At 71.1% G+C, this 16,857-nt stretch carries 16 protein-coding genes; 11 read left to right on the forward strand and 5 right to left on the reverse strand.

Annotation, left to right across the window (positions count from 1 at the left end; genetic code table 11):
* Positions 1 to 117: 117 nt before the first annotated feature.
* Positions 118 to 2,154 (reverse strand): TonB-dependent receptor, encoded by a 2,037-nt coding sequence (locus tag M8231_RS04770; RefSeq protein WP_250202370.1) that lies wholly within the window; start codon positions 2,152 to 2,154, stop codon positions 118 to 120.
* 196 nt (positions 2,155 to 2,350) lie between these two features.
* Here M8231_RS04770 and M8231_RS04775 point away from each other — a divergent pair, with 196 nt between their 5' ends.
* From M8231_RS04775 to M8231_RS04795, 5 genes are read left to right on the forward strand one after another with little or no spacing between them, the layout of a single operon-like run.
* The gene (locus tag M8231_RS04775) at positions 2,351 to 4,408 is read left to right on the forward strand and encodes a TonB-dependent receptor domain-containing protein (protein ID WP_250202371.1); all 2,058 of its coding nucleotides are present in this window, start codon (positions 2,351 to 2,353) and stop codon (positions 4,406 to 4,408) included.
* On the forward strand, positions 4,408 to 5,328 hold the full coding sequence (locus M8231_RS04780) for an alpha/beta hydrolase (RefSeq protein ID WP_249751003.1): 921 nt from the start codon (positions 4,408 to 4,410) through the stop codon (positions 5,326 to 5,328). Before M8231_RS04775 ends, M8231_RS04780 begins: the two co-directional genes overlap by 1 nt.
* Before the next feature lie 10 nt (positions 5,329 to 5,338).
* Entirely contained in the window at positions 5,339 to 6,463 is a 1,125-nt protein-coding gene (locus M8231_RS04785; RefSeq protein ID WP_250202372.1) for an ABC transporter substrate-binding protein, read from the forward strand.
* 24 nt (positions 6,464 to 6,487) lie between these two features.
* Positions 6,488 to 7,609 carry a YncE family protein gene (locus M8231_RS04790; protein WP_249751000.1) on the forward strand — a complete coding sequence of 374 codons (1,122 nt, stop codon included), beginning with the start codon at positions 6,488 to 6,490 and terminating at the stop codon, positions 7,607 to 7,609.
* Positions 7,610 to 7,623: 14 nt separating this feature from the next.
* The gene (locus tag M8231_RS04795) at positions 7,624 to 8,478 is read left to right on the forward strand and encodes a class I SAM-dependent methyltransferase (RefSeq protein WP_249750999.1); all 855 of its coding nucleotides are present in this window, start codon (positions 7,624 to 7,626) and stop codon (positions 8,476 to 8,478) included.
* A 4-nt stretch (positions 8,479 to 8,482) separates the two neighbouring features.
* Here the strand turns inward: M8231_RS04795 and M8231_RS04800 are convergent, their stop codons facing one another.
* Together M8231_RS04800 and M8231_RS04805 are read right to left on the reverse strand one after the other, a co-directional pair.
* Positions 8,483 to 9,259 (reverse strand): ABC transporter ATP-binding protein, encoded by a 777-nt coding sequence (locus tag M8231_RS04800; RefSeq protein ID WP_249750998.1) that lies wholly within the window; start codon positions 9,257 to 9,259, stop codon positions 8,483 to 8,485.
* Positions 9,256 to 10,320, reverse strand: a complete 1,065-nt coding sequence (locus M8231_RS04805; protein ID WP_250202373.1) for a FecCD family ABC transporter permease — start codon at positions 10,318 to 10,320, stop codon at positions 9,256 to 9,258. The genes M8231_RS04800 and M8231_RS04805 overlap by 4 nt, the downstream gene beginning before the upstream one ends.
* A 62-nt stretch (positions 10,321 to 10,382) precedes the next feature.
* On the opposite strand from M8231_RS04805, the gene M8231_RS04810 reads away from it, so the two are divergent.
* Positions 10,383 to 11,135, forward strand: coding sequence for an alpha/beta hydrolase (locus M8231_RS04810; RefSeq protein ID WP_250202374.1), 753 nt, complete (start codon positions 10,383 to 10,385; stop codon positions 11,133 to 11,135).
* Position 11,136: 1 nt separating this feature from the next.
* Here M8231_RS04810 and M8231_RS04815 read toward each other — a convergent pair whose 3' ends face one another.
* Together M8231_RS04815 and M8231_RS04820 are read right to left on the reverse strand one after the other, a co-directional pair.
* Positions 11,137 to 12,159 carry a mechanosensitive ion channel family protein gene (locus M8231_RS04815; RefSeq protein ID WP_249750995.1) on the reverse strand — a complete coding sequence of 341 codons (1,023 nt, stop codon included), beginning with the start codon at positions 12,157 to 12,159 and terminating at the stop codon, positions 11,137 to 11,139.
* A 24-nt stretch (positions 12,160 to 12,183) separates the two neighbouring features.
* Positions 12,184 to 13,473 (reverse strand): dicarboxylate/amino acid:cation symporter, encoded by a 1,290-nt coding sequence (locus M8231_RS04820; RefSeq protein ID WP_249750994.1) that lies wholly within the window; start codon positions 13,471 to 13,473, stop codon positions 12,184 to 12,186.
* A gap of 126 nt (positions 13,474 to 13,599) precedes the next feature.
* Between M8231_RS04820 and M8231_RS04825 the strand changes: the two genes are divergently transcribed.
* The 5 genes from M8231_RS04825 (at position 13,600) to greA (ending at position 16,800) form a co-directional block, all read left to right on the forward strand.
* Positions 13,600 to 14,922 carry an amidohydrolase gene (locus tag M8231_RS04825; RefSeq protein WP_249750993.1) on the forward strand — a complete coding sequence of 441 codons (1,323 nt, stop codon included), beginning with the start codon at positions 13,600 to 13,602 and terminating at the stop codon, positions 14,920 to 14,922.
* A gap of 83 nt (positions 14,923 to 15,005) precedes the next feature.
* Positions 15,006 to 15,215 (forward strand): cysteine protease, encoded by a 210-nt coding sequence (locus M8231_RS04830; protein ID WP_249750992.1) that lies wholly within the window; start codon positions 15,006 to 15,008, stop codon positions 15,213 to 15,215.
* Between the two features lie 65 nt (positions 15,216 to 15,280).
* Positions 15,281 to 15,946: a glutathione S-transferase family protein gene (locus tag M8231_RS04835; RefSeq protein WP_249750991.1), complete on the forward strand. Its 666-nt coding sequence runs from the start codon at positions 15,281 to 15,283 to the stop codon at positions 15,944 to 15,946.
* A gap of 43 nt (positions 15,947 to 15,989) precedes the next feature.
* A complete protein-coding gene (locus M8231_RS04840) occupies positions 15,990 to 16,184 on the forward strand; it encodes a hypothetical protein (RefSeq protein WP_249750990.1) in 195 nt (64 codons plus the stop codon).
* A gap of 142 nt (positions 16,185 to 16,326) precedes the next feature.
* Positions 16,327 to 16,800 carry a transcription elongation factor GreA gene (greA, locus tag M8231_RS04845; RefSeq protein ID WP_249750989.1) on the forward strand — a complete coding sequence of 158 codons (474 nt, stop codon included), beginning with the start codon at positions 16,327 to 16,329 and terminating at the stop codon, positions 16,798 to 16,800.
* Positions 16,801 to 16,857: the final 57 nt, after the last annotated feature.

Genomic DNA, 16,857 nt, shown 5'->3' on the forward strand with positions numbered 1-16,857 from the left:
GGGTCGGTTCACTCAGGCCGGGTGTCGTAAGGGCGCGGCGCGTCGCCTGGGACGGGAGGGCGCCGCGCGTCCCTGTCGGACAGGGGGTCTCGACAGGGACGGCGGGCGAAGGTCGGGTCAGAACCGGTAGGCGACGCCGACTCGCAGGTTTCGGCCGGGCAGGGGCGCGATGTCCTTGAGGAAGGAGGCGTGCTCGCGGGCTTCCTCGTCGGTCAGGTTGCGGGCCTCGGCGAACAGGGTGACGTCCTGCTGGGCGAAGGGCCGCACCGCCGCCGACAAGTTCAGCAGGGTGTAGTCGTCGGTGGGCAGTTCGAACTCGTTGGCCACGCGGTCCTGCTCGCCGATGTGGCGGACCTCGGCGCTGGCGTCGAAGCGGGTCGAGGTGAAGGCCAGGCGGCCGGTCACGGAGTAGGGCGGGATGCGCGCCGCCGGTCCAAAATCGGTCTCGGCGTGGACATAGTCGGCCGCGCCTTCCAGCGACAGGGTGCGGTCGCCGTCCTGCCAGACGGCGTAGGAGCCCTCGGCCTCGAAACCGTAGAACTTCGCGTCGGTCTGGGTGAACTGATAGACGGGGAAGTATTCGTCCTCCTCGTCGAAATAGAACTCCTCGCCGGTCGGGCGCTCGTCGATGAAGCCGTCGTACCAGGAATGATAGACGTGCAGGTCGCCCGAGAAGCGGCCCCTGTCGTAGTGGGCCGTGCCTTCCAGCGTGGTGACCTTTTCGGTGTCCAGGTTCACGTCGCCGGTCTCATAGGCGGCGGTGGCGATGTGCACGCCGTCGGCGAACAGCTCGACCTCGCTGGGCGCCCGTTCGTTGTGGGCCACGCTGAGGCCCAGGAACAGGCCCTTGGCCGGGCGCAGGAAGGCGGCGGCGGACGCCGACCAGTTGTCGAATTCGCGGTTCAGTTCGCTGTCGCCGCCGATGGGCGTGCCCTTCAGCTCGCGGCGGTCGTAGCGCAGGCCGCCCTCGAAGCCGTGGTTCCCGCGATCCAGGCGCTGGACCGTGTAGATTCCCAGTTCGTCGATATCGACGGTGGGCACGAAGGCCTCCTCGCCGATGGCCTCGAAGGTGCGCGACAGGGCCTGGACGCCCACGGCGCCGTTCCAGCCGTTGCGCTCGCGCTGGACCAGGTCGGCGCGGCCTTCCCAGCCGTCGGAGTTGAACACCGTGCCGGGCTCGCCGACATCCTCGAACTCGGTGTGGGTGTATTTCGCATGGCCGTAGGAGCCGCGCACGGCCGAGAACGGGCCGTCGTCGAAGCGGTATTCTCCGCGCGCGTCCCAGCGCTCCTGGTGCAGCTGGATGAAGACGTTCTCTTCGGCGACGGTGCCGTATTCGCTGTCGGTCTCCTTGTAGGAGAGGCCGCCGAAGCCCTTGTCGCCGATGTAGGAACCGCCGACGCCCCAGGCCTCCAGGTCGGTGTAGCTGTTGGGCTGGGAGCCCGTGTCCTCGCGTTCGACGCCTTCGCGGTCGGCCAGGCGCTGGGACATGGCCGGGGCGGGGATGTCGTAGTCGTCGGTCTTGCGCTTCACCGCATCGACGTTGAAGGCGAAGTTGCCGGCGCCGGCCGTGACGCGGGCGAAGCCGCCCCGGCCGTCATCGACGCTGGACGCCTGGGCCGACACCACGCCGTCGATCCCGCCTTCCGGCATCTTGGTGGGAATGCGGTCGTCCAGGATGTTGACCACCCCGCCGATGGCCGAGCCGCCATAGACCAGGGTGGCCGGGCCGCGGATGATCTCGATGCGGTTGGATTCCGCAGGATCGGCCGCCACGGCGTGGTCGGGGGAGACGGAGCTGGCGTCGATCAGGCCGATGCCGTTGGTCAGCACCTGGACGCGCGGGCCGCTGAGGCCGCGGATCACGGGGCGGCTGGCGCCGGGCGCGAAGTCCGTGGAGCGCACGCCCGGACGGCCGTTCAGCAGATCGCCCAGCGAGGCGGCCGGGGCGGTGGCCAAGGTCTCCTCGTCCAGCACGTCGGTGGCGATCACCGCCGCGCGCTGGCTGACGCCGTAGGGCGCCCCCGTGACGATGATGTCGTCGACCTGGGTGGGCGTCTGCGTCGATTGGGCGGCGGCGGCGCCGGCGCCGGCGAGAACCGACGACCCGACGGCGGCCAGAAGGAGGGATCGAGACACGGGGAGGCGGCGCATGGGGGAGACCTTCGAAAGCGAAGTTGACTTGTTATGAGATAACATCACGGCTCGTCAAGCGGCTTGGACGGAGGCTCGGGCAGACCAGACGCGCGTGTTGCGGAGCGGAAAAGCGAAGGTTCCTGGCGAAGGGCCATTGCTTTTGATAACCATTCGCACTAGTCCGGCGGCCTTGTCTTTCAGGAGATCCGTCATCATGCGCCGCCGCCTGTCCCTTCTGGCCTTTTCCGCCCTGACGCTGCCCACGGCGGCGATGGCGCAGACCGGAGGACCGGCGCAGGTCGACGACATCGTCGTGACCGCCTCGACGCGGGCCCAGCGCGTGGTCGAGGCGCCGGCGTCGATCTCCATCGTCACGGCGGAAACCCTGGCCAACCGCCCCAACGCCGACCTGACCGATGCGCTGCGCGACGTGGAGGGCGTGTCGGTCAGCGGCGGATCGAACTTCCAGGACATCTACATCCGCGGCCTGCCGGGCAGCTACACCCTGTTGCTGGTCGACGGAAAGCGCCAGTCGACCCGCGACAGCCGCACCAACGGCAACGCCGGCCTGGAGCAGAGCTTCACGCCGCCCGTCGGCGCCATCGAACGGATCGAGGTGGTGCGCGGGCCGATGTCGTCGCTGTACGGCTCCGACGCGATCGGCGGCGTGGTCAACATCATCACCAAGAAGGTTCCCGTGCGGTGGGGCGGCTCCATCGGGGCGGACTATGTGGCCCAGGAGGACGGCGACAGCGGCGACTGGAGCCAGGTTCAGGGCTATCTGGCCGGTCCGCTGGTCGAGGGCGTGCTGGGCGCGCAGATCTGGGGTCGGTCCTACCAGCGCGACGAGGACGCCATCCTGGGCGGCGTCGGCGGGGCCGAGGACTGGAACCTGACCGGCCGCCTGGCCTGGACGCCCAACGCCGACCACGAGGTGCTGGCGCAGGTCGACCGCACCGACGTGAAGCGCGAGTTCAACCCGGGCGGGACCCTGGCCGCCACGGCCGCGGCCAACTACAACACCAACGACCGGACCGCCGGCTCGCTGAGCTGGAACGGGCGCTGGGACTGGGGGACCAGCCAGCTCTCGGTGCTGCGCGAGGAGACGACGCGCGAGAACTACGCCATGAGCGGCGGCGACTTCGTCAAGAACGTCCGCGCGCCGGAGCTGACCAACACCGTCTATGACGCCCTGTTCAACATCCCCCTGGAAGGCACGCCGTTGGGCGACCACCAGCTGGTGGTGGGCGGCCAGTACATCGAGAACCAGCTTAGCGACGTGAACCCGGGGGTCGATCCGCGTCAGGCGCAGACCTTCGAGGTCTGGCAGCGGGCCCTGTTCGTCGAGGACGAATGGCGGCTGAGCCCGCAGTTCGCCCTGACCGGCGGGCTGAGGTTCGACGATCACGAACGCTATGGCTCGCACTGGAGCCCGCGCCTGTATGCGGTGTGGACGCCTTCGGAGGCGTGGACGATCAAGGGCGGGATCTCGACCGGCTTCCGCGCGCCGGAACTGCGTCAGGTCGCCGAAGGCTACGCCTACACCACCGGCGGGGCGACCTGCACCGTCGGGCCGACGGGCACCTGCGGCGTCATCATCGGTGATCCGGACATCGTGCCGGAGACCAGCACCAACTACGAGGTCAGCCTGCTGTGGAACCCGTCGCGGACCCTGTCCGCCAGCGCCACGGTCTTCCGCACCGAGTTCAAGGACAAGATCGACAGCGCCCTGGTCTATAACGAGGACGGCTCCATTGCGCGCTGGAGCGAGAATCCGAACTACCGGCTGTACTACTGGTACAATCTGCAGGACGCCGAACTGCAGGGGGTGGAGCTGTCGGGGCGGTGGCGGCCGTTCGCGGCGTTGGGCCTGAAGGCGGGCTACACCTACACCGACTCCGAGCAGAAGTCGGGGACCTACGCCGGCCTGCCGCTGTCGCGCACGCCCGAGCACATGGCCAACATCCGCGCCGACTACGACGCCGCGGCGAACCTGAACCTGTGGGGCGCCGTCAACTACCACGGCGAGGAGATCAACGCGGGCCTGCGCGTCGGCTCGAACGGCGAGCCCGTCCTGAACGGTTCGACCCAGGTGGGACGTCGCTACCCCAGCTACACCACCATCGACATCGGCGCGAACTGGCGGGTGACGCCGGCGGTCAGCGTGAAGCTGGGCGTCTATAACCTGGCCGACGAGGACATCGACGTGGCGGATTACGACTTCCAGGGCGACGGCCGTCGCGGCTGGATCGGCGTGAACTACGAATTCTGATGGCGAGACCGGGCGTCATTGTGATCGCCGCGTTGCTGGCCCTGATCGCCGCGCCGGCGATGAGCCAGGCGCGCGGACAGGCGCCGGCGGGACCGACCGTGGCCGAGGAAGGGTCCGCCTACTACGGCTTCGAACACCTGAGCGTGCCCTCGCGGGATGGAGCGCGGCTGTATCGGGTGCGGATCGCCACGCCGAAGAAGGCGCCGCCGGCGCAGGGCTATCCGGTCGTCTATCTGCTGGACGGCGACGCGGCCCTGGCCCGGATAAGCGAGCCGCTGCTGGCGCGGCTCGACGCCGGCGACCCGCCCGTCATCGTGGCCGTCGGCTACGAGGGCGACCGGCAGTTCGACGTCCTGGCGCGCGCCCTGGACTATACGCCCGCCGCGCCCGACGGCCGGCCTGTCGCCGACCCGGCGGGACGCCCCGGCGGCGGAGCGGACGCCTTCCTGGACGTCCTTGAGGGCGAGATCGCCCAGGCGGCGCAGGGCCGGGCGGCGCTGGATCCGCATCGGCGCGCGATCTGGGGCCACTCCTACGGCGGCCTGTGCGTGCTGCACGCCGCCCTGACCCGGCCCGCGTCCTTCGACGCCTATTACGCCGCCAGCCCGTCCCTGTGGTGGAACTACGGATCGGTCTTGGAAGAGGTCGACCCGTTCCTGGCCGCGCCGCCCCCGGCGGGGCTGCGCCTGACGCTGATGAGCGGCGGGGAGGAGGTCGCCGGTCGCTCGGCCGGCCGCCGCACCCATCCCATGTGGTCATCCGTGCCCTCCAGCGCGATCCGCACCCTGGCCGAGCGGCTGGAGGCGGCGGGCGTGACCGCGCGTTACGAGGAACTGCCCGGCCTCGGCCACGGCCCCATGCTGGGCGCATCGCTGGAGCGCGCCCTATTGTCCATCGCCGGCGTCGCGTCGGCGGCCTGAGGAAGTGCGAATGAACCCGTCCCGACGCATCCTGTTGAGCGGCCTCGGCGGCCTGGCGCTGCTGTCGGCCTGCGGTCGGCGCGACGAGGCGTCAGCGGGCGGCGAGGGGCTGACCGACCTGCGCGACCGGGCCGTGCGCGCCCTGCCGCCCGGCGGCAAGCTGAGCATCGACGACGGCCGCTACCTGATCGCCCTGTCGCTGATCCATCCGGACCCGGTGTCGCTGCTGGCAGCGTGGAGCGGGGACGTCAATCGCATCAGCCCGGACATGTACCGCGCCTTCGTCGACAAGTTCCCGACCCTGCCCGACGTGCCCAAGATCGCCCAGTCCGGCCAGGCCTTCAACGCCGAGGCGGTGCTGGCGGCGGGGCCGGCGACGGCGGTGGTGTCGCTGGGCTCCGGCCCGACCGACGCCCAGGCCGCGCAACTGGAGGCGGCCGGCGTCTCGGTGGCCTTCATCGACTTCTTCTCGCACCCCTTCCAGAACCAGTCGCGCAGCCTGGCGCTGCTAGGCGACCTGATCGGCCGGCGCGCGCAGGCGGACGCCTTCAACGCCTTCAAGGCCGCCCGGCTGGACGCCATCGCCGCCAAGGTCGCCGCGATCCCGCAAGACCGCCGCCCGACCGTCTTCCTGGAGCCTCATGCGATGATCAGCCCGGACTGCTGCGCCTCTCCGGGCAAGGGCAACATCGGCGACTACATCGCCTTCGTCGGCGGCCGCAACATCGGCGCCGACGTGCTGGACCAGCCGACGGGCAAGCTGAACCTGGAATATGTCATCCAGCGCGATCCCGACGTCTATATCGCCACCGGCGGGCCGCACCTGGCCAAGGCGGGCGGCTTCGTGGTGGGGCCGGACTTCACGGCCGAGCAGTCGCAGGCCGGCCTGCGCCGCGTGGCGGGCCGGGCGGGCATATCCACCCTGAAGGCGGTGCGCCAAGGTCGCGCCCACGGCCTGTCGCACCAACTGATCAACTCGCCCATCGACGTGGTGGCGGTCGAGGTTCTGGCCAAGTGGATCCATCCCGACCTGTTCGTCGACCTGGATCCCCGCGCCACGCTGGACGAGATCAACCGTCGTTTCCTGGCCGTGCCTTATCGCGGCGACTACTGGGCCGACCTGAAGACCGCCTGACCTTCCCCGGATAGGAGCAAGCTGATGAACACCCTTCGTTTCGCCGCCGCGACCGCCGCCCTGCTGGCGTCCGTCGCGCTTCCCGCCCTGGCGCAGGCGCAGGCTCAGGCCCCGACCGCCCCAACCGCGTCCGCCCCGGCCCGCGCCGCCGCGCCGACGGTGGTCAAGTCCGTCAAGGTCGAGCCGGGCGGCCTCTATCAGATCGTCTTCAATCCGGCGGACAGCACCGTGCTGGTCGCCGCGGTCGGCCCGCGGGGCGAGACGCGCGGCGCCGTGGCGCGGCTGAACGCCGACCTGACGCCGGGGGCGGCGATCGACGTTTCGGCCAATCCGCTGTACGGCCTGGGCTTCAACAGCCGCACCCAGATCCTGTACGGCACCGCGACCCGTTCGGGCTCGGTGGACGCGGTCGACGTCCGCACCGGCCAGGTGGTGGCCCACATCACCGATGGCGACGACGATTCCGCCCACGTGCGCGAGGCCGTCGTCGATGAACGACGCAACAAGGTCTATGTCACCATCGTCGGCGGCGAGGCCGGGGATGCGAGCCGCCCGAACCAGGTCTGGGTCATCGACGGCGCGACCAACACCCTTGAGCGCAAGATCGACGTTCCTGTCGGGGGCCTGACCGGCGCGGCGCTGGACGTCGAGAACAACCGCCTGTTCGTGACCGGCATGAGCTCGGGCGACATCGCCGCCATCGACCTGGCGACGGGCGAGGCGACCGGCCGCTGGCCGACCGGCAGCGAGCGGCCCACCAACGTCGCCTTCGACGCGCGCGGCGGGCGGCTGTTCGTGGCCAGCCAGGGCTCCGGCGACCTGACCGTCATGAACGCCGCAGACGGCGCGATCATCAAGAAGACGCCGACGGGCGAGGGGGCGCTGAGCGTCGCCTACAACCCTGGCGTCGACCAGATCTATGTCGCCAACCGTCAGGCGGGCACGGTCACGGTGGTCGGCGGCGCGGACTACGCCGTCCTGGCCAATCTGCAGACGGGCACCTTCCCCCAGACCATCGCCATCGATCCCGCGACCAACGCCGTCTATGTGACGAACAAGGCGCGGGGCCTGCCGCGCAACGCCCCGGCCGGCACGCCGGCGCCGGTCGATCCGGCGGGCGACACCGTCACCCTGATCCGTCCCTGACCGAGAGGCCCGCCGTGTCCGCCGCGCCCGCGCGTCCGTTCGACTGGAACGGTTCGAACGGCGACCGCTGGGTCGCCAACCAGGCGCGGCTCGACCGGATGCTGCGGCCCTTTGGCGAAGCCCTGCTCGCCGCCGCCGCCCCGGCGATCGGCGAGCGGGTGCTGGACGTCGGTTGCGGCGCGGGCGCCAGCGCCTTCGACTGCGCCCGGGCGGTCGGCCCGTCCGGCCAGGTGCTGGGCCTGGACGTGTCCGAGGCGCTGGTCGCGCTGGCGGAACGGCAGGCGGCGACCCTGGACCTGCCCGTCCGGTTCCAGCTGGCCGACGCGGCGACGTTCGAGCCCGAGGCGGCGTTCGATTGTATCGTCTCGCGCTTCGGGGTGATGTTCTTCCCGGAACCGGAGGCGGCCTTCGCCAATCTGCTTCAGGCGGTCGGACCCGGCGGTCGCCTCGTCTTCGTCTGCTGGCGGGCCGCGGGCGAGAATGACTGGACGCGATTGCCGATGACCGCGATCCGCGACATCGTTCCCCCTCCGCCGCCGCCCGATCTGGAGGCGCCGGGGCCCTTCTCCTTCGGCGACGCCGCGCGGGTCGAGCGGATACTGCGTCAGGCAGGCTGGACGGACATCCGGCTGACGCCCTTCGATCACCCCATCCTGTTCGGCGAGGGCGACACGGCCGAGGATGCGACGGAGGACGCCGTCGACCTGGCGGTGCAGGTCGGCCCGCTGAGCCGCGCCCTGGCCGATCAGCCCGAGCCGGTCCGACAAGAGGCGCTGAACGCGGTGCGTCAGGCCTTTGCGCGCAAGGTCGCGCCCGAAGGCGTCGTGATCGACGGCGCGGCCTGGATCGTGACGGCGCAAAGGGCCTGAGGCCTCACAGGACCGCGTCGACCATTACCTGAAGCTGGCCCCGGGCGCAGGGCTCGACCCGCGCGCGCACCCGCCAGACGTCGGCCAGCACCTGGGGCGTGATGGCTTGGGCCGGCGGTCCCTCGACGCGAAGACGCCCCTGGGCCAGCACGACCACATGGTCCGAGGCGCGCGCCGCGGCCTGGAGGTCGTGCAGCACCATGACGACCACGGCGGCTCTTTCCCGCGCATAGTCGCGCGCCAGGGTCAGCACCTCCAGCTGATGGCGCAGGTCCAGGGCGCTGGTCGGCTCGTCCAGCAGCAGCACCCGGGGCTGGCGCGCCATGGCCTGGGCCAGGGCCGCGATCTGGCGCTGGCCGCCCGACAGGCGGTCCAGGCGACGCCCGGCCAGTTCGGCGGCGCCCACGCGCTCCAGCACCGCCATCGCCGCCTCGGCCGCGCCGCGCGGCGGGCCGTCCAGGGGCGAGGCTTCCAGCGCGGCGATCACCGTCTCCAGCACCGTCAGGGCCACGTCCTGCGGCAGGGTCTGGGGCATATAGGCGACGTGACGCGCGCGTTCCCCGATGGACAGGGCGTTCAGCTCCACATCGCCCAGGCGCGCCGACCCCGAGGCGGGGATCAGGCCGGCGACGGCGCGCAGCAGGGTGCTCTTGCCCGCGCCGTTCGGCCCGACCAGCGACACCACCTGTCCGGCGGGCAGGGGCGCCAGATCCAGGCCCTGGAGGATCGCGCGGTCGCGATAGCCGGCGCCCAGGCCCTGGATGTGCAGGGGCGCGCTCATCCGCGCGCTCCGTTGCGGAAGATCAGCAGCAGGAAGACCGGCACGCCGATCACGGCGGTGACGATGCCGACCGGCAAGAGGGCGCCGGGAACCAGGGCCTTGGCCGCCGTGGAGGCCAGCGACATCAGCAGCGCGCCGCTGAGCAGGCTGGCGGGCAGGAAGACGCGGTGGTCCTCGCCCACCAGCAGGCGGGCGATATGGGGCGCGACCAGGCCGACGAAGCCCACCACGCCGACGAAAGCCACGGCCGTCGCCGACAGCAGGCTGACGCGCAGCAGGGCCAGGAACCGCAGGCGCCCCACGTCGACGCCGAAGCTCATGGCCCGGTCCTCGCCCAGACGCAGCGCCGTCAGCGCCCGCGCCGACCACAGGGAAAAGGGCGCCGCCAGGACCACGACGGCGGCCATGAAGGCGACCGCGCGCCAACTGGCCCGCGACAGGGAGCCCATGGTCCAGAACACCAGCTGCTGCAGCGCCTCCTGGGACGAGACGAACTGAACCAGGGCGGTCAGGGCGTTGAAGGCGAAGACCAGGGCGATGCCGAACAGGACGACGCTTTGCACCCCGCCGCGCTGGGCCCGGGCCAGGCCCTGCAGCAGCAGCACCGACCCGAAGGCGAAGACGAAGGCGTTCAGCGTCGTCACCGCATCGGCCGGGACGAACGGCAGGCCCAGCCCCAGCACGATGGCCAGCGAGGCGCCGAACGAGGCGGCCGACGACACGCCCAGGGTGAAGGGGCTGGCCAGCGGATTGTTCAGCACGGTCTGCATCTCGGCGCCGGACAGGGCCAGGGCCGCGCCCACCAGGACCGCCAGCAGGGCCGAGGGCAGGCGGATGCCCCAGACGATGGCCGCCTCGGGCGCGCTCAGCCGGCCGGGATCGACCAGGCCCGCCAGGATGCGTCCGACAGGCATGGAGGATGGGCCGGTCATCACGTCCAGCGTCAGGGCGGCCAGGCAGGCCAGCGCCAGCACGACCAGGACCAGGCGTCGCCTCGCCTGGCTGCGGCGATGGTCGGTCAGGGCGTCGGACGGGGGAGGGGCGGAAATCGAAACGGTCATGGCGCCTGGGATTGGGATTGCGTCGCATTACAACACCGCGACGGAATGGGCTAGGAAAGGCCATGCTCGATCCGACATCGCCGTGGACGCCCTTTCAACCTCAGCGCCAGTGGATGCGGCCGCTGGAGACGCCGGCGGGCCGCCGTTACCGCGTGGCCGTTTCCCTGCCCGATGGGCCGCCGCCGCCCGATGGATGGACGTCGCTGACAGTTTTGGACGGGCATCGGCTGTTCCTGGCTGTCGCCGCGACCGCATCGGCCCTGGCCACGCGGCCGGAGAAGACCGGGGTGCGGCCGCTGGCGGTGATCGGCGTCTTCCATGACGAGACGCAAGGCTCGGTCGAGGACGCGCGCGCGCTGGACTTCACGGACACGCCCTGTCCCGAGCCGGACTGGACGCGGCCGTCCGGCGGCGCGGAGGCGTTTAGACGATTCCTAGTCGAGCAGGCGTGGCCCGCCGCGACGCAAGCCGCGCCGCTGGACGGCGACCGACGCGCGCTGATCGGCCATTCGCTGGGCGGCCTGTTCGTGCTGGAGACGCTGGCGCGGCGTCCCGACCTGTTCGCGCGCTGGATCAGCCTCAGTCCGTCCCTGTGGTGGCGCACGCCCGCCGTCGACAACGCCGACGATCGCCTGCTGCTGGGCTATGGCGAAGGCGAGACGGGCCGGGACATGCGGAGGCGGATCGAGGCCTGGGCGGCCGAAGCGGGGGGCGAAGGCCACGTCCCGCGCCTGAGGATGGCGGCCGGGGCCGACCACGGCTCGGCGCCGTTCGCCCTGATCCCCGAGGCGCTGCGCCACGCGAGCGGCGCCTGAGTCACGTCTTGTCGGGCGAAGGCTCGATGTCGGCGGGGCGGGCCACGTCCTCGGCGGCGTCGTTGGCGGACGGGGCGCGGCCGGCGGGCGCGGGGGCGCGGGGCGCGGGCCCCTTGCCGTAGCCCAGCCGGCGCAGAGCGTCGTCGCCCTCCAGGCCGAAGGCGCTGCGGATGCGAAGGTCGGTCTGGGGCAGGGGCACCTCTATGCCCGCCTCGTCCAGGGCGTCGGCCACCAGCCAGGTGTAGGCCGCGTGCATGGCCGCCGGCCGCTTGACCGCATCGCGCGTCGGCCAGACCAGCAGTTCGAAATCCAGGCCCTTGTCGCCGAAGGACACCAGCCAGACCTGGCTCTTGCGGGCCTCGGTCTCGGGCAGGGTGAAGGGGCTGGCGCGGGCGGCGGCCAGCACGGCGTCGCGGACCTTGCCCCGGTCGGCGCCATAGGCGACCGAGAAGGGGATGTGGATGCGCCGGGTGTCGCCCTTCAGCGTCCAGTTGGTCACCGGCTGTTCGATCAGGCGCGAGTTGGGGACCAGGACGTTGACGTTGTCATTGGTGCGCACGCGCAGGGCGCGCGGGCCGATCTCCATGATGGCGCCGCGGATGCCGATGTCCTCGATCTCGATATAGTCCCCGACCGACACCATCCGGTCGAAAATCAGGAACAGGCCCGAGACGAACTCCTTGACCACCCCCTGAAGCCCCAGGCCCACGCCGATGCCCAGGGCGCCGGCGAAGACCGCCAGCGACGACAGATTCAGGCCGGCCGCCGACAGGGCCGAGATGACGCCGAAGACGATGATGCCGTAGCTGGCCAGCCGCTCCAGAAGATAGACCACCTGCCGACTGCGGTCCGAGCGTTCGCGCACGCGTCGCAGGGCGCGCGTCACGATCCAGCTCAGCACGAAGGCGCCGGCCAGGATCACCGCCGCGCTGATCAGGCCGCCGACGGTGATGTTGGCGCCCGCGAAGCGTGTCAGGGACGAGTGCTCGAACCTGGACAGGTCGAACGTCGTGATCGGGTTCATGGCTCAACAGCGCGTGGCGAACGGTCAAGGTTCCGCCGGGACCGCCTCGTCCGGGCCGTTGACGATGCGGGTCGCGGCCAGGTCGGCGGTGACGTTGCCCACGGTGCGGAAGATGTCGGGGATGACCTCCACCGCCAGCAGCAGCGGCAGGACGCCGAGCGGCAATCCCATCGCCAGGCAGATCGGCCCGATGGCGACGAAGAAGCTGACCTGTCCGGGAAGGCCGACGGAGGCGATGGACACGGCGACGGCCGTCAGCCCCCCGGCGATCAGTGCGCCGAGGCTCAAGGACACGCCATACAACTGGGCCACGTACAGGCACACCGCCAGGTTGGCGACGGGGCTGGTGATGCGGAACACGGCGACGGCCAGCGGCAGCACCAGGCCGGCCGTCGTCTGGGGCACGCCCAGCCCGTCGCGCGCCCGCTCGACCATGACCGGCAGGCTGGCCAGGGACGACTGGGTCGAGATCGCCACCACCTGGGCCGGGGCGACGGCGCGCGCGAACCGGCCGGGCGAGACGCGGCCCCAGACGATGGCGACGACATAGACGACGGCGATCAGGCCGATCTGGCTCAGGCAGACGATGGCGACGTAGTGGCCCAGCGTCCCCGCCACGCCCAGCCCGGCCCGCAGGCCCACGCCCAGCGCCAGGGCGAACACCCCGAACGGCGCGGCCAGCAGCACCCAGTGGACGATGACCACCATCGTCTCGGCCACGCCTTCGAAGAAGGTCGCCATGGGACGGCGCAGGTCCGCCTTGATCCGCGTCGCGCCGAAGCCGAACGCGATGGCGAACACCACCACGCCCAGCACGCTGTCCGTCGCCGCCGCCGACACCACGTTCGCCGGGGCCAGGCTGGTCAGGAAGGCGCGCAGGCCGTCGGCGTGGGCCGCTTCGCCCACCGTCGCGGCGGCCTCCGCCGGCACGCCGGCCAGAAGCGCCTGGCCCGACGCCGGGTCGATGGGCCACAGCGCCAGCAGCCCCAGTCCCGCCAGGATCGCATAGACCGTCGCCCCGATCAGAAGGACCGCGAACACCATCAGCGCCCGGATCGCCAGCCGCCCCGTCGCCGCCGCGTCCGCGATGGCGACGATGCCCGTGACCAGCAGGCTGAAGACCAGCGGGATGACCGTCATCCGCAGCGCGTTCAACCAGACCTGGCCCAGGGCTTCGACGGCCTCCAGAGCCGCGGTCGCCACGGGCGCGTCCGCCTCCTGCGCCAGGGCGCCGACCGCCACCCCGGCCACGAGGGCGGCTATGACGAAGAAGCTGAGGGAAGAGAAGAAGGCGGCCACGCGGGATCGGGTCATCGCCCACCGCTAGCACCGCTTTCGCGCCCGCGCTCGCGAAACCTGCTCGCCGACGCCTTCAGCGCCGTTGCCAAGCGTGGCCGCCCGTCGCAGTCTGCCGCAGGGTCATTTCGGGGGACGAGGACGATGAGCAGGCTCTGGACGGTTCTGGCGGCGGCGGCGGCGCTTCAGGCGGGCGGGGCGTTCGCCCAGGACGCGGCCCAGGACGCGGCCCTGGAGGCGGCGGTGAAGGCGGACTACGACGCCAACCTGGCCGCCCTGTTCGACGACTTCCACCAGCACCCGGAACTGTCGGGCCTGGAGGTCCGCACCTCGGGCGTCGTCGCCGACCAGTTGGAGGCCCTGGGCTACCAGGTCACGCGCGGCGTCGGCGGTCACGGCGTGGTGGCGGTGATGAGGAACGGCCAGGGCCCGACCATCCTGGTCCGCGCCGACATGGACGGCCTGCCGATCGAGGAGGCCTCGGGCGTCGCCAATCCGTCGCGCGCGCGTCAGGTCGACAGCGACGGGGTCGAAAAGCCGGTCATGCACGCCTGCGGCCACGACGTGCACGTCACCGCCCTGATCGGCACGGCGCGCCAGCTGGCGGCGCGTCGCGACCGCTGGTCCGGGACGCTGGTCCTGGTCGGCCAGCCGGCCGAGGAGCGCATCTTCGGCGCCCGGGCCATGATGCAGGACGGGCTGTACGAGCGGTTCCCCAAGCCGGACTACGCCGTGGCCTTCCACGTCTCCTCGGGCCTGGAGTCCGGCAAGGTGGTGGTGCCGCTGGGGGCGGCCTATTCCAGTTCCGACAGCGTGGACATCCGCGTTCATGGCGTGGGCGCGCACGGGGCCAGCCCGCACAAGGGGATCGACCCGGTCCTGATCGCCTCGCAGATCGTCGTCTCGCTGCAGAGCGTGGTCAGCCGCACGGTGGATCCGCTGCAGGGCGCGGTGATCACCGTGGGGTCGATCCACGGCGGGATAAAGCACAACATCATCCCCGAGACGGTGGATCTTCAGCTGACGGTGCGGTCCGACGACCCCGAGGTGCGGACCCAGCTTCTGGACGGCGTCGACCGGGTGGCGCGGGGCACGGCCCTGGCCCTGGGCGTGCCCGAGGACAAACTGCCGACGGTCACGCGCTCGACGGTCGAGACGACGCCGCCGACCGTCAACGACGCCGCCTCGGCCCAGCGGGTGCGCGACGCCCTGATCGCCGGCCTGGGCGCCGACCGGGTGGTGGACAAGCCGCGCGAAGGCATGGGAGCCGAGGACTTCTCCTACTTCATCACGCCCGAAACCGGGGTGGAGGGGGTCTATTTCGCCGTGGGCGGCACCCCCGCGGGCCAGGTCGACACCGCGCCGAGCCATCATTCCCCGCTGTTCCGGATCGAGCCGGAGCCGGCCGTCCGATCGGGCGTGGAAGCGACGGTCACCGCGGTCGAGGCCTTGGCCCCGCGCGTCTGAGGCGTTCGCCGCCTCGCCCTGTCGCCGCACCCGGCGAACGCCGGCGACGCCTGCGCGTTCTGTGCGGCGAAGGAGAGATTTCCATGATCCGAATGCACAAGCTGGTTCCCCTGGTCGGCGGGCTGCTGCTGTCGAAGGGCGGTCGCCGGATGGCGGGCCGCCACGCCGGCAAGCTGGCGCTGGCGACCCTGGCCTATGAGGTCTGGCGCAGCCGACGCGCGACCCCGCAGGCCAAGCCGCAAAAGACGCGCCCGGCGCCGCGCGCCCGCTGGAGCGGCCGTCGCCCCAGCTGACAGGCCGGCGGGGGTGGGGAAGCGCGCACGGCCGGGCTATAGCAGGCGTCAAACGGAGCACGGCCATGATCATCGTCCACCACCTCGCCGACAGCCGGTCGCAGCGCGTGCTGTGGCTGCTGGAAGAACTGGGTCTCGACTACGAGGTCAGACGCTATGAGCGCGACCCCCGGACCCGGCTGGCGCCGCCCGAGCTGAAGGCCATCCACCCGCTGGGCAAATCGCCGGTCATCCAGGATGGCGACGTCACCGTGGCGGAGACCGGCGCCATCGTCGAATATCTGCTGGAGACCTATGGCCGCGGTCGGCTGCGTCCGCCCGCAGGCACCGAGGCGGGGCGTCGGTTCACCTATTGGCTGCATTATGCGGAAGGGTCCGCCATGCCGCCGCTGCTGCTCAAGCTGGTGTTCTCCATGCTGCCGCGTCGCAGCCCGGCCCTGATGAAGCCGATCGTCAACAGCATCGCGGCCAAGGCGCAGACCAGCTTCGTCGATCCCCAGACCCAGGCCCATGTCGACTATTGGGAGGCTGAGCTGGGCCGCAGCGCCTGGTTCGCGGGCGACGAGTTCAGCGCCGCCGACATCATGATGAGCTTTCCGGTGGAGGCGGGGGCGGACCGCGCCTTCGACGCCGCCGCCAGGCCCAATCTGAAAGGCTTCCTGGAGCGCATTCACGCCCGTCCGGCCTACCAGCGGGCGCTGGAGCGGGGCGGGGCCTACACCTACGCGTGATCCGCCCCAGGCAACCCCGGGGCGGGCGAGGCGTTAACAGGGCATGAAACTGTACACCGTCCAAATCGTGGCTGGGCTGCTGGCGGCCGTGGCCTTCGTTCTCGCCTTCATGGCCGCCGGCGCCGCCGTGGCGTCGGCCCTGTTCATGGGGTTGGGCCTGGCCGCCCTGGGATGGCTGGCCTACAGCCTGATCAAGCGCGTTCGCCATCGCGGCGGCGCGCCGACATCCCAGGCCTGATGCGTCGGGATTCGGGCGAGGCTCTTGAGTTTCGCCCGCCGGCGCCCTAGCTTATTCGCCCGGCCGCGCCCGCCCCGCGGCCTTTTCTATTGTCGCGTACCCATTCCCTGTCTCCGGGCGAAACCAGAAAATCACGACACCAATGGAAAAAGTGCCGATGACGGCCGAGGGCTACCGCGTCCTCGACGATCAACTGAAGCAATTGAAGTCGGTCGAACGGCCGAGCGTCATCTCCGCCATTTCGGAGGCGCGCGAGCACGGCGACCTGTCCGAGAACGCCGAGTATCACGCCGCCAAGGAGCGCCAGGGCTGGATCGAGGGCCAGATCGCCGAGATCGAGGACAAGCTGAGCCGCGCCCAGGTGATCGACGTCTCCAAACTGTCGGGCGAACAGGTCAAGTTCGGCGCCACCGTCACTGTCGTGGACGAGGACACCGAGGAAGAGAGCCGCTACCAGATCGTCGGCGAACACGAAGCCGACGTGAAGCAGGGCAAGATCTCCATCGCCTCGCCGATCGCGCGCGCGCTGATCTCCAAGGAGGTCGGCGACGTGGTCGAGGTGAACACCCCCGGCGGCGTCAAGGCCTACGAAATCCTCAAGGTCGAGTGGAAGTAGGGGCGCCGCGCCCGAACGTCTCTCCCTCCCCGTCCGGGGAGGGTGGTCGCGCCAGCG

The sequence above is a fragment of the Brevundimonas albigilva genome (assembly GCF_023573565.1).
Lineage (GTDB): Bacteria > Pseudomonadota > Alphaproteobacteria > Caulobacterales > Caulobacteraceae > Brevundimonas > Brevundimonas albigilva.

What these genes read in the sequence shown, in the direction of transcription:
- M8231_RS04770 (WP_250202370.1), bottom strand. Translation starts at nt 2,154, where the DNA reads ATGCGCCGCCTCCCCGTGTCTCGATCCCTCCTTCTGGCCGCCGTCGGG.
- M8231_RS04775 (WP_250202371.1), top strand. Translation starts at nt 2,351, where the DNA reads ATGCGCCGCCGCCTGTCCCTTCTGGCCTTTTCCGCCCTGACGCTGCCC.
- M8231_RS04780 (WP_249751003.1), top strand. Translation starts at nt 4,408, where the DNA reads ATGGCGAGACCGGGCGTCATTGTGATCGCCGCGTTGCTGGCCCTGATC.
- M8231_RS04785 (WP_250202372.1), top strand. Translation starts at nt 5,339, where the DNA reads ATGAACCCGTCCCGACGCATCCTGTTGAGCGGCCTCGGCGGCCTGGCG.
- M8231_RS04790 (WP_249751000.1), top strand. Translation starts at nt 6,488, where the DNA reads ATGAACACCCTTCGTTTCGCCGCCGCGACCGCCGCCCTGCTGGCGTCC.
- M8231_RS04800 (WP_249750998.1), bottom strand. Translation starts at nt 9,259, where the DNA reads ATGAGCGCGCCCCTGCACATCCAGGGCCTGGGCGCCGGCTATCGCGAC.
- M8231_RS04805 (WP_250202373.1), bottom strand. Translation starts at nt 10,320, where the DNA reads ATGACCGTTTCGATTTCCGCCCCTCCCCCGTCCGACGCCCTGACCGAC.
- M8231_RS04810 (WP_250202374.1), top strand. Translation starts at nt 10,383, where the DNA reads ATGCTCGATCCGACATCGCCGTGGACGCCCTTTCAACCTCAGCGCCAG.
- M8231_RS04815 (WP_249750995.1), bottom strand. Translation starts at nt 12,159, where the DNA reads ATGAACCCGATCACGACGTTCGACCTGTCCAGGTTCGAGCACTCGTCC.
- M8231_RS04820 (WP_249750994.1), bottom strand. Translation starts at nt 13,473, where the DNA reads ATGACCCGATCCCGCGTGGCCGCCTTCTTCTCTTCCCTCAGCTTCTTC.
- M8231_RS04825 (WP_249750993.1), top strand. Translation starts at nt 13,600, where the DNA reads ATGAGCAGGCTCTGGACGGTTCTGGCGGCGGCGGCGGCGCTTCAGGCG.
- M8231_RS04830 (WP_249750992.1), top strand. Translation starts at nt 15,006, where the DNA reads ATGATCCGAATGCACAAGCTGGTTCCCCTGGTCGGCGGGCTGCTGCTG.
- M8231_RS04835 (WP_249750991.1), top strand. Translation starts at nt 15,281, where the DNA reads ATGATCATCGTCCACCACCTCGCCGACAGCCGGTCGCAGCGCGTGCTG.
- M8231_RS04840 (WP_249750990.1), top strand. Translation starts at nt 15,990, where the DNA reads ATGAAACTGTACACCGTCCAAATCGTGGCTGGGCTGCTGGCGGCCGTG.
- greA (WP_249750989.1), top strand. Translation starts at nt 16,327, where the DNA reads ATGGAAAAAGTGCCGATGACGGCCGAGGGCTACCGCGTCCTCGACGAT.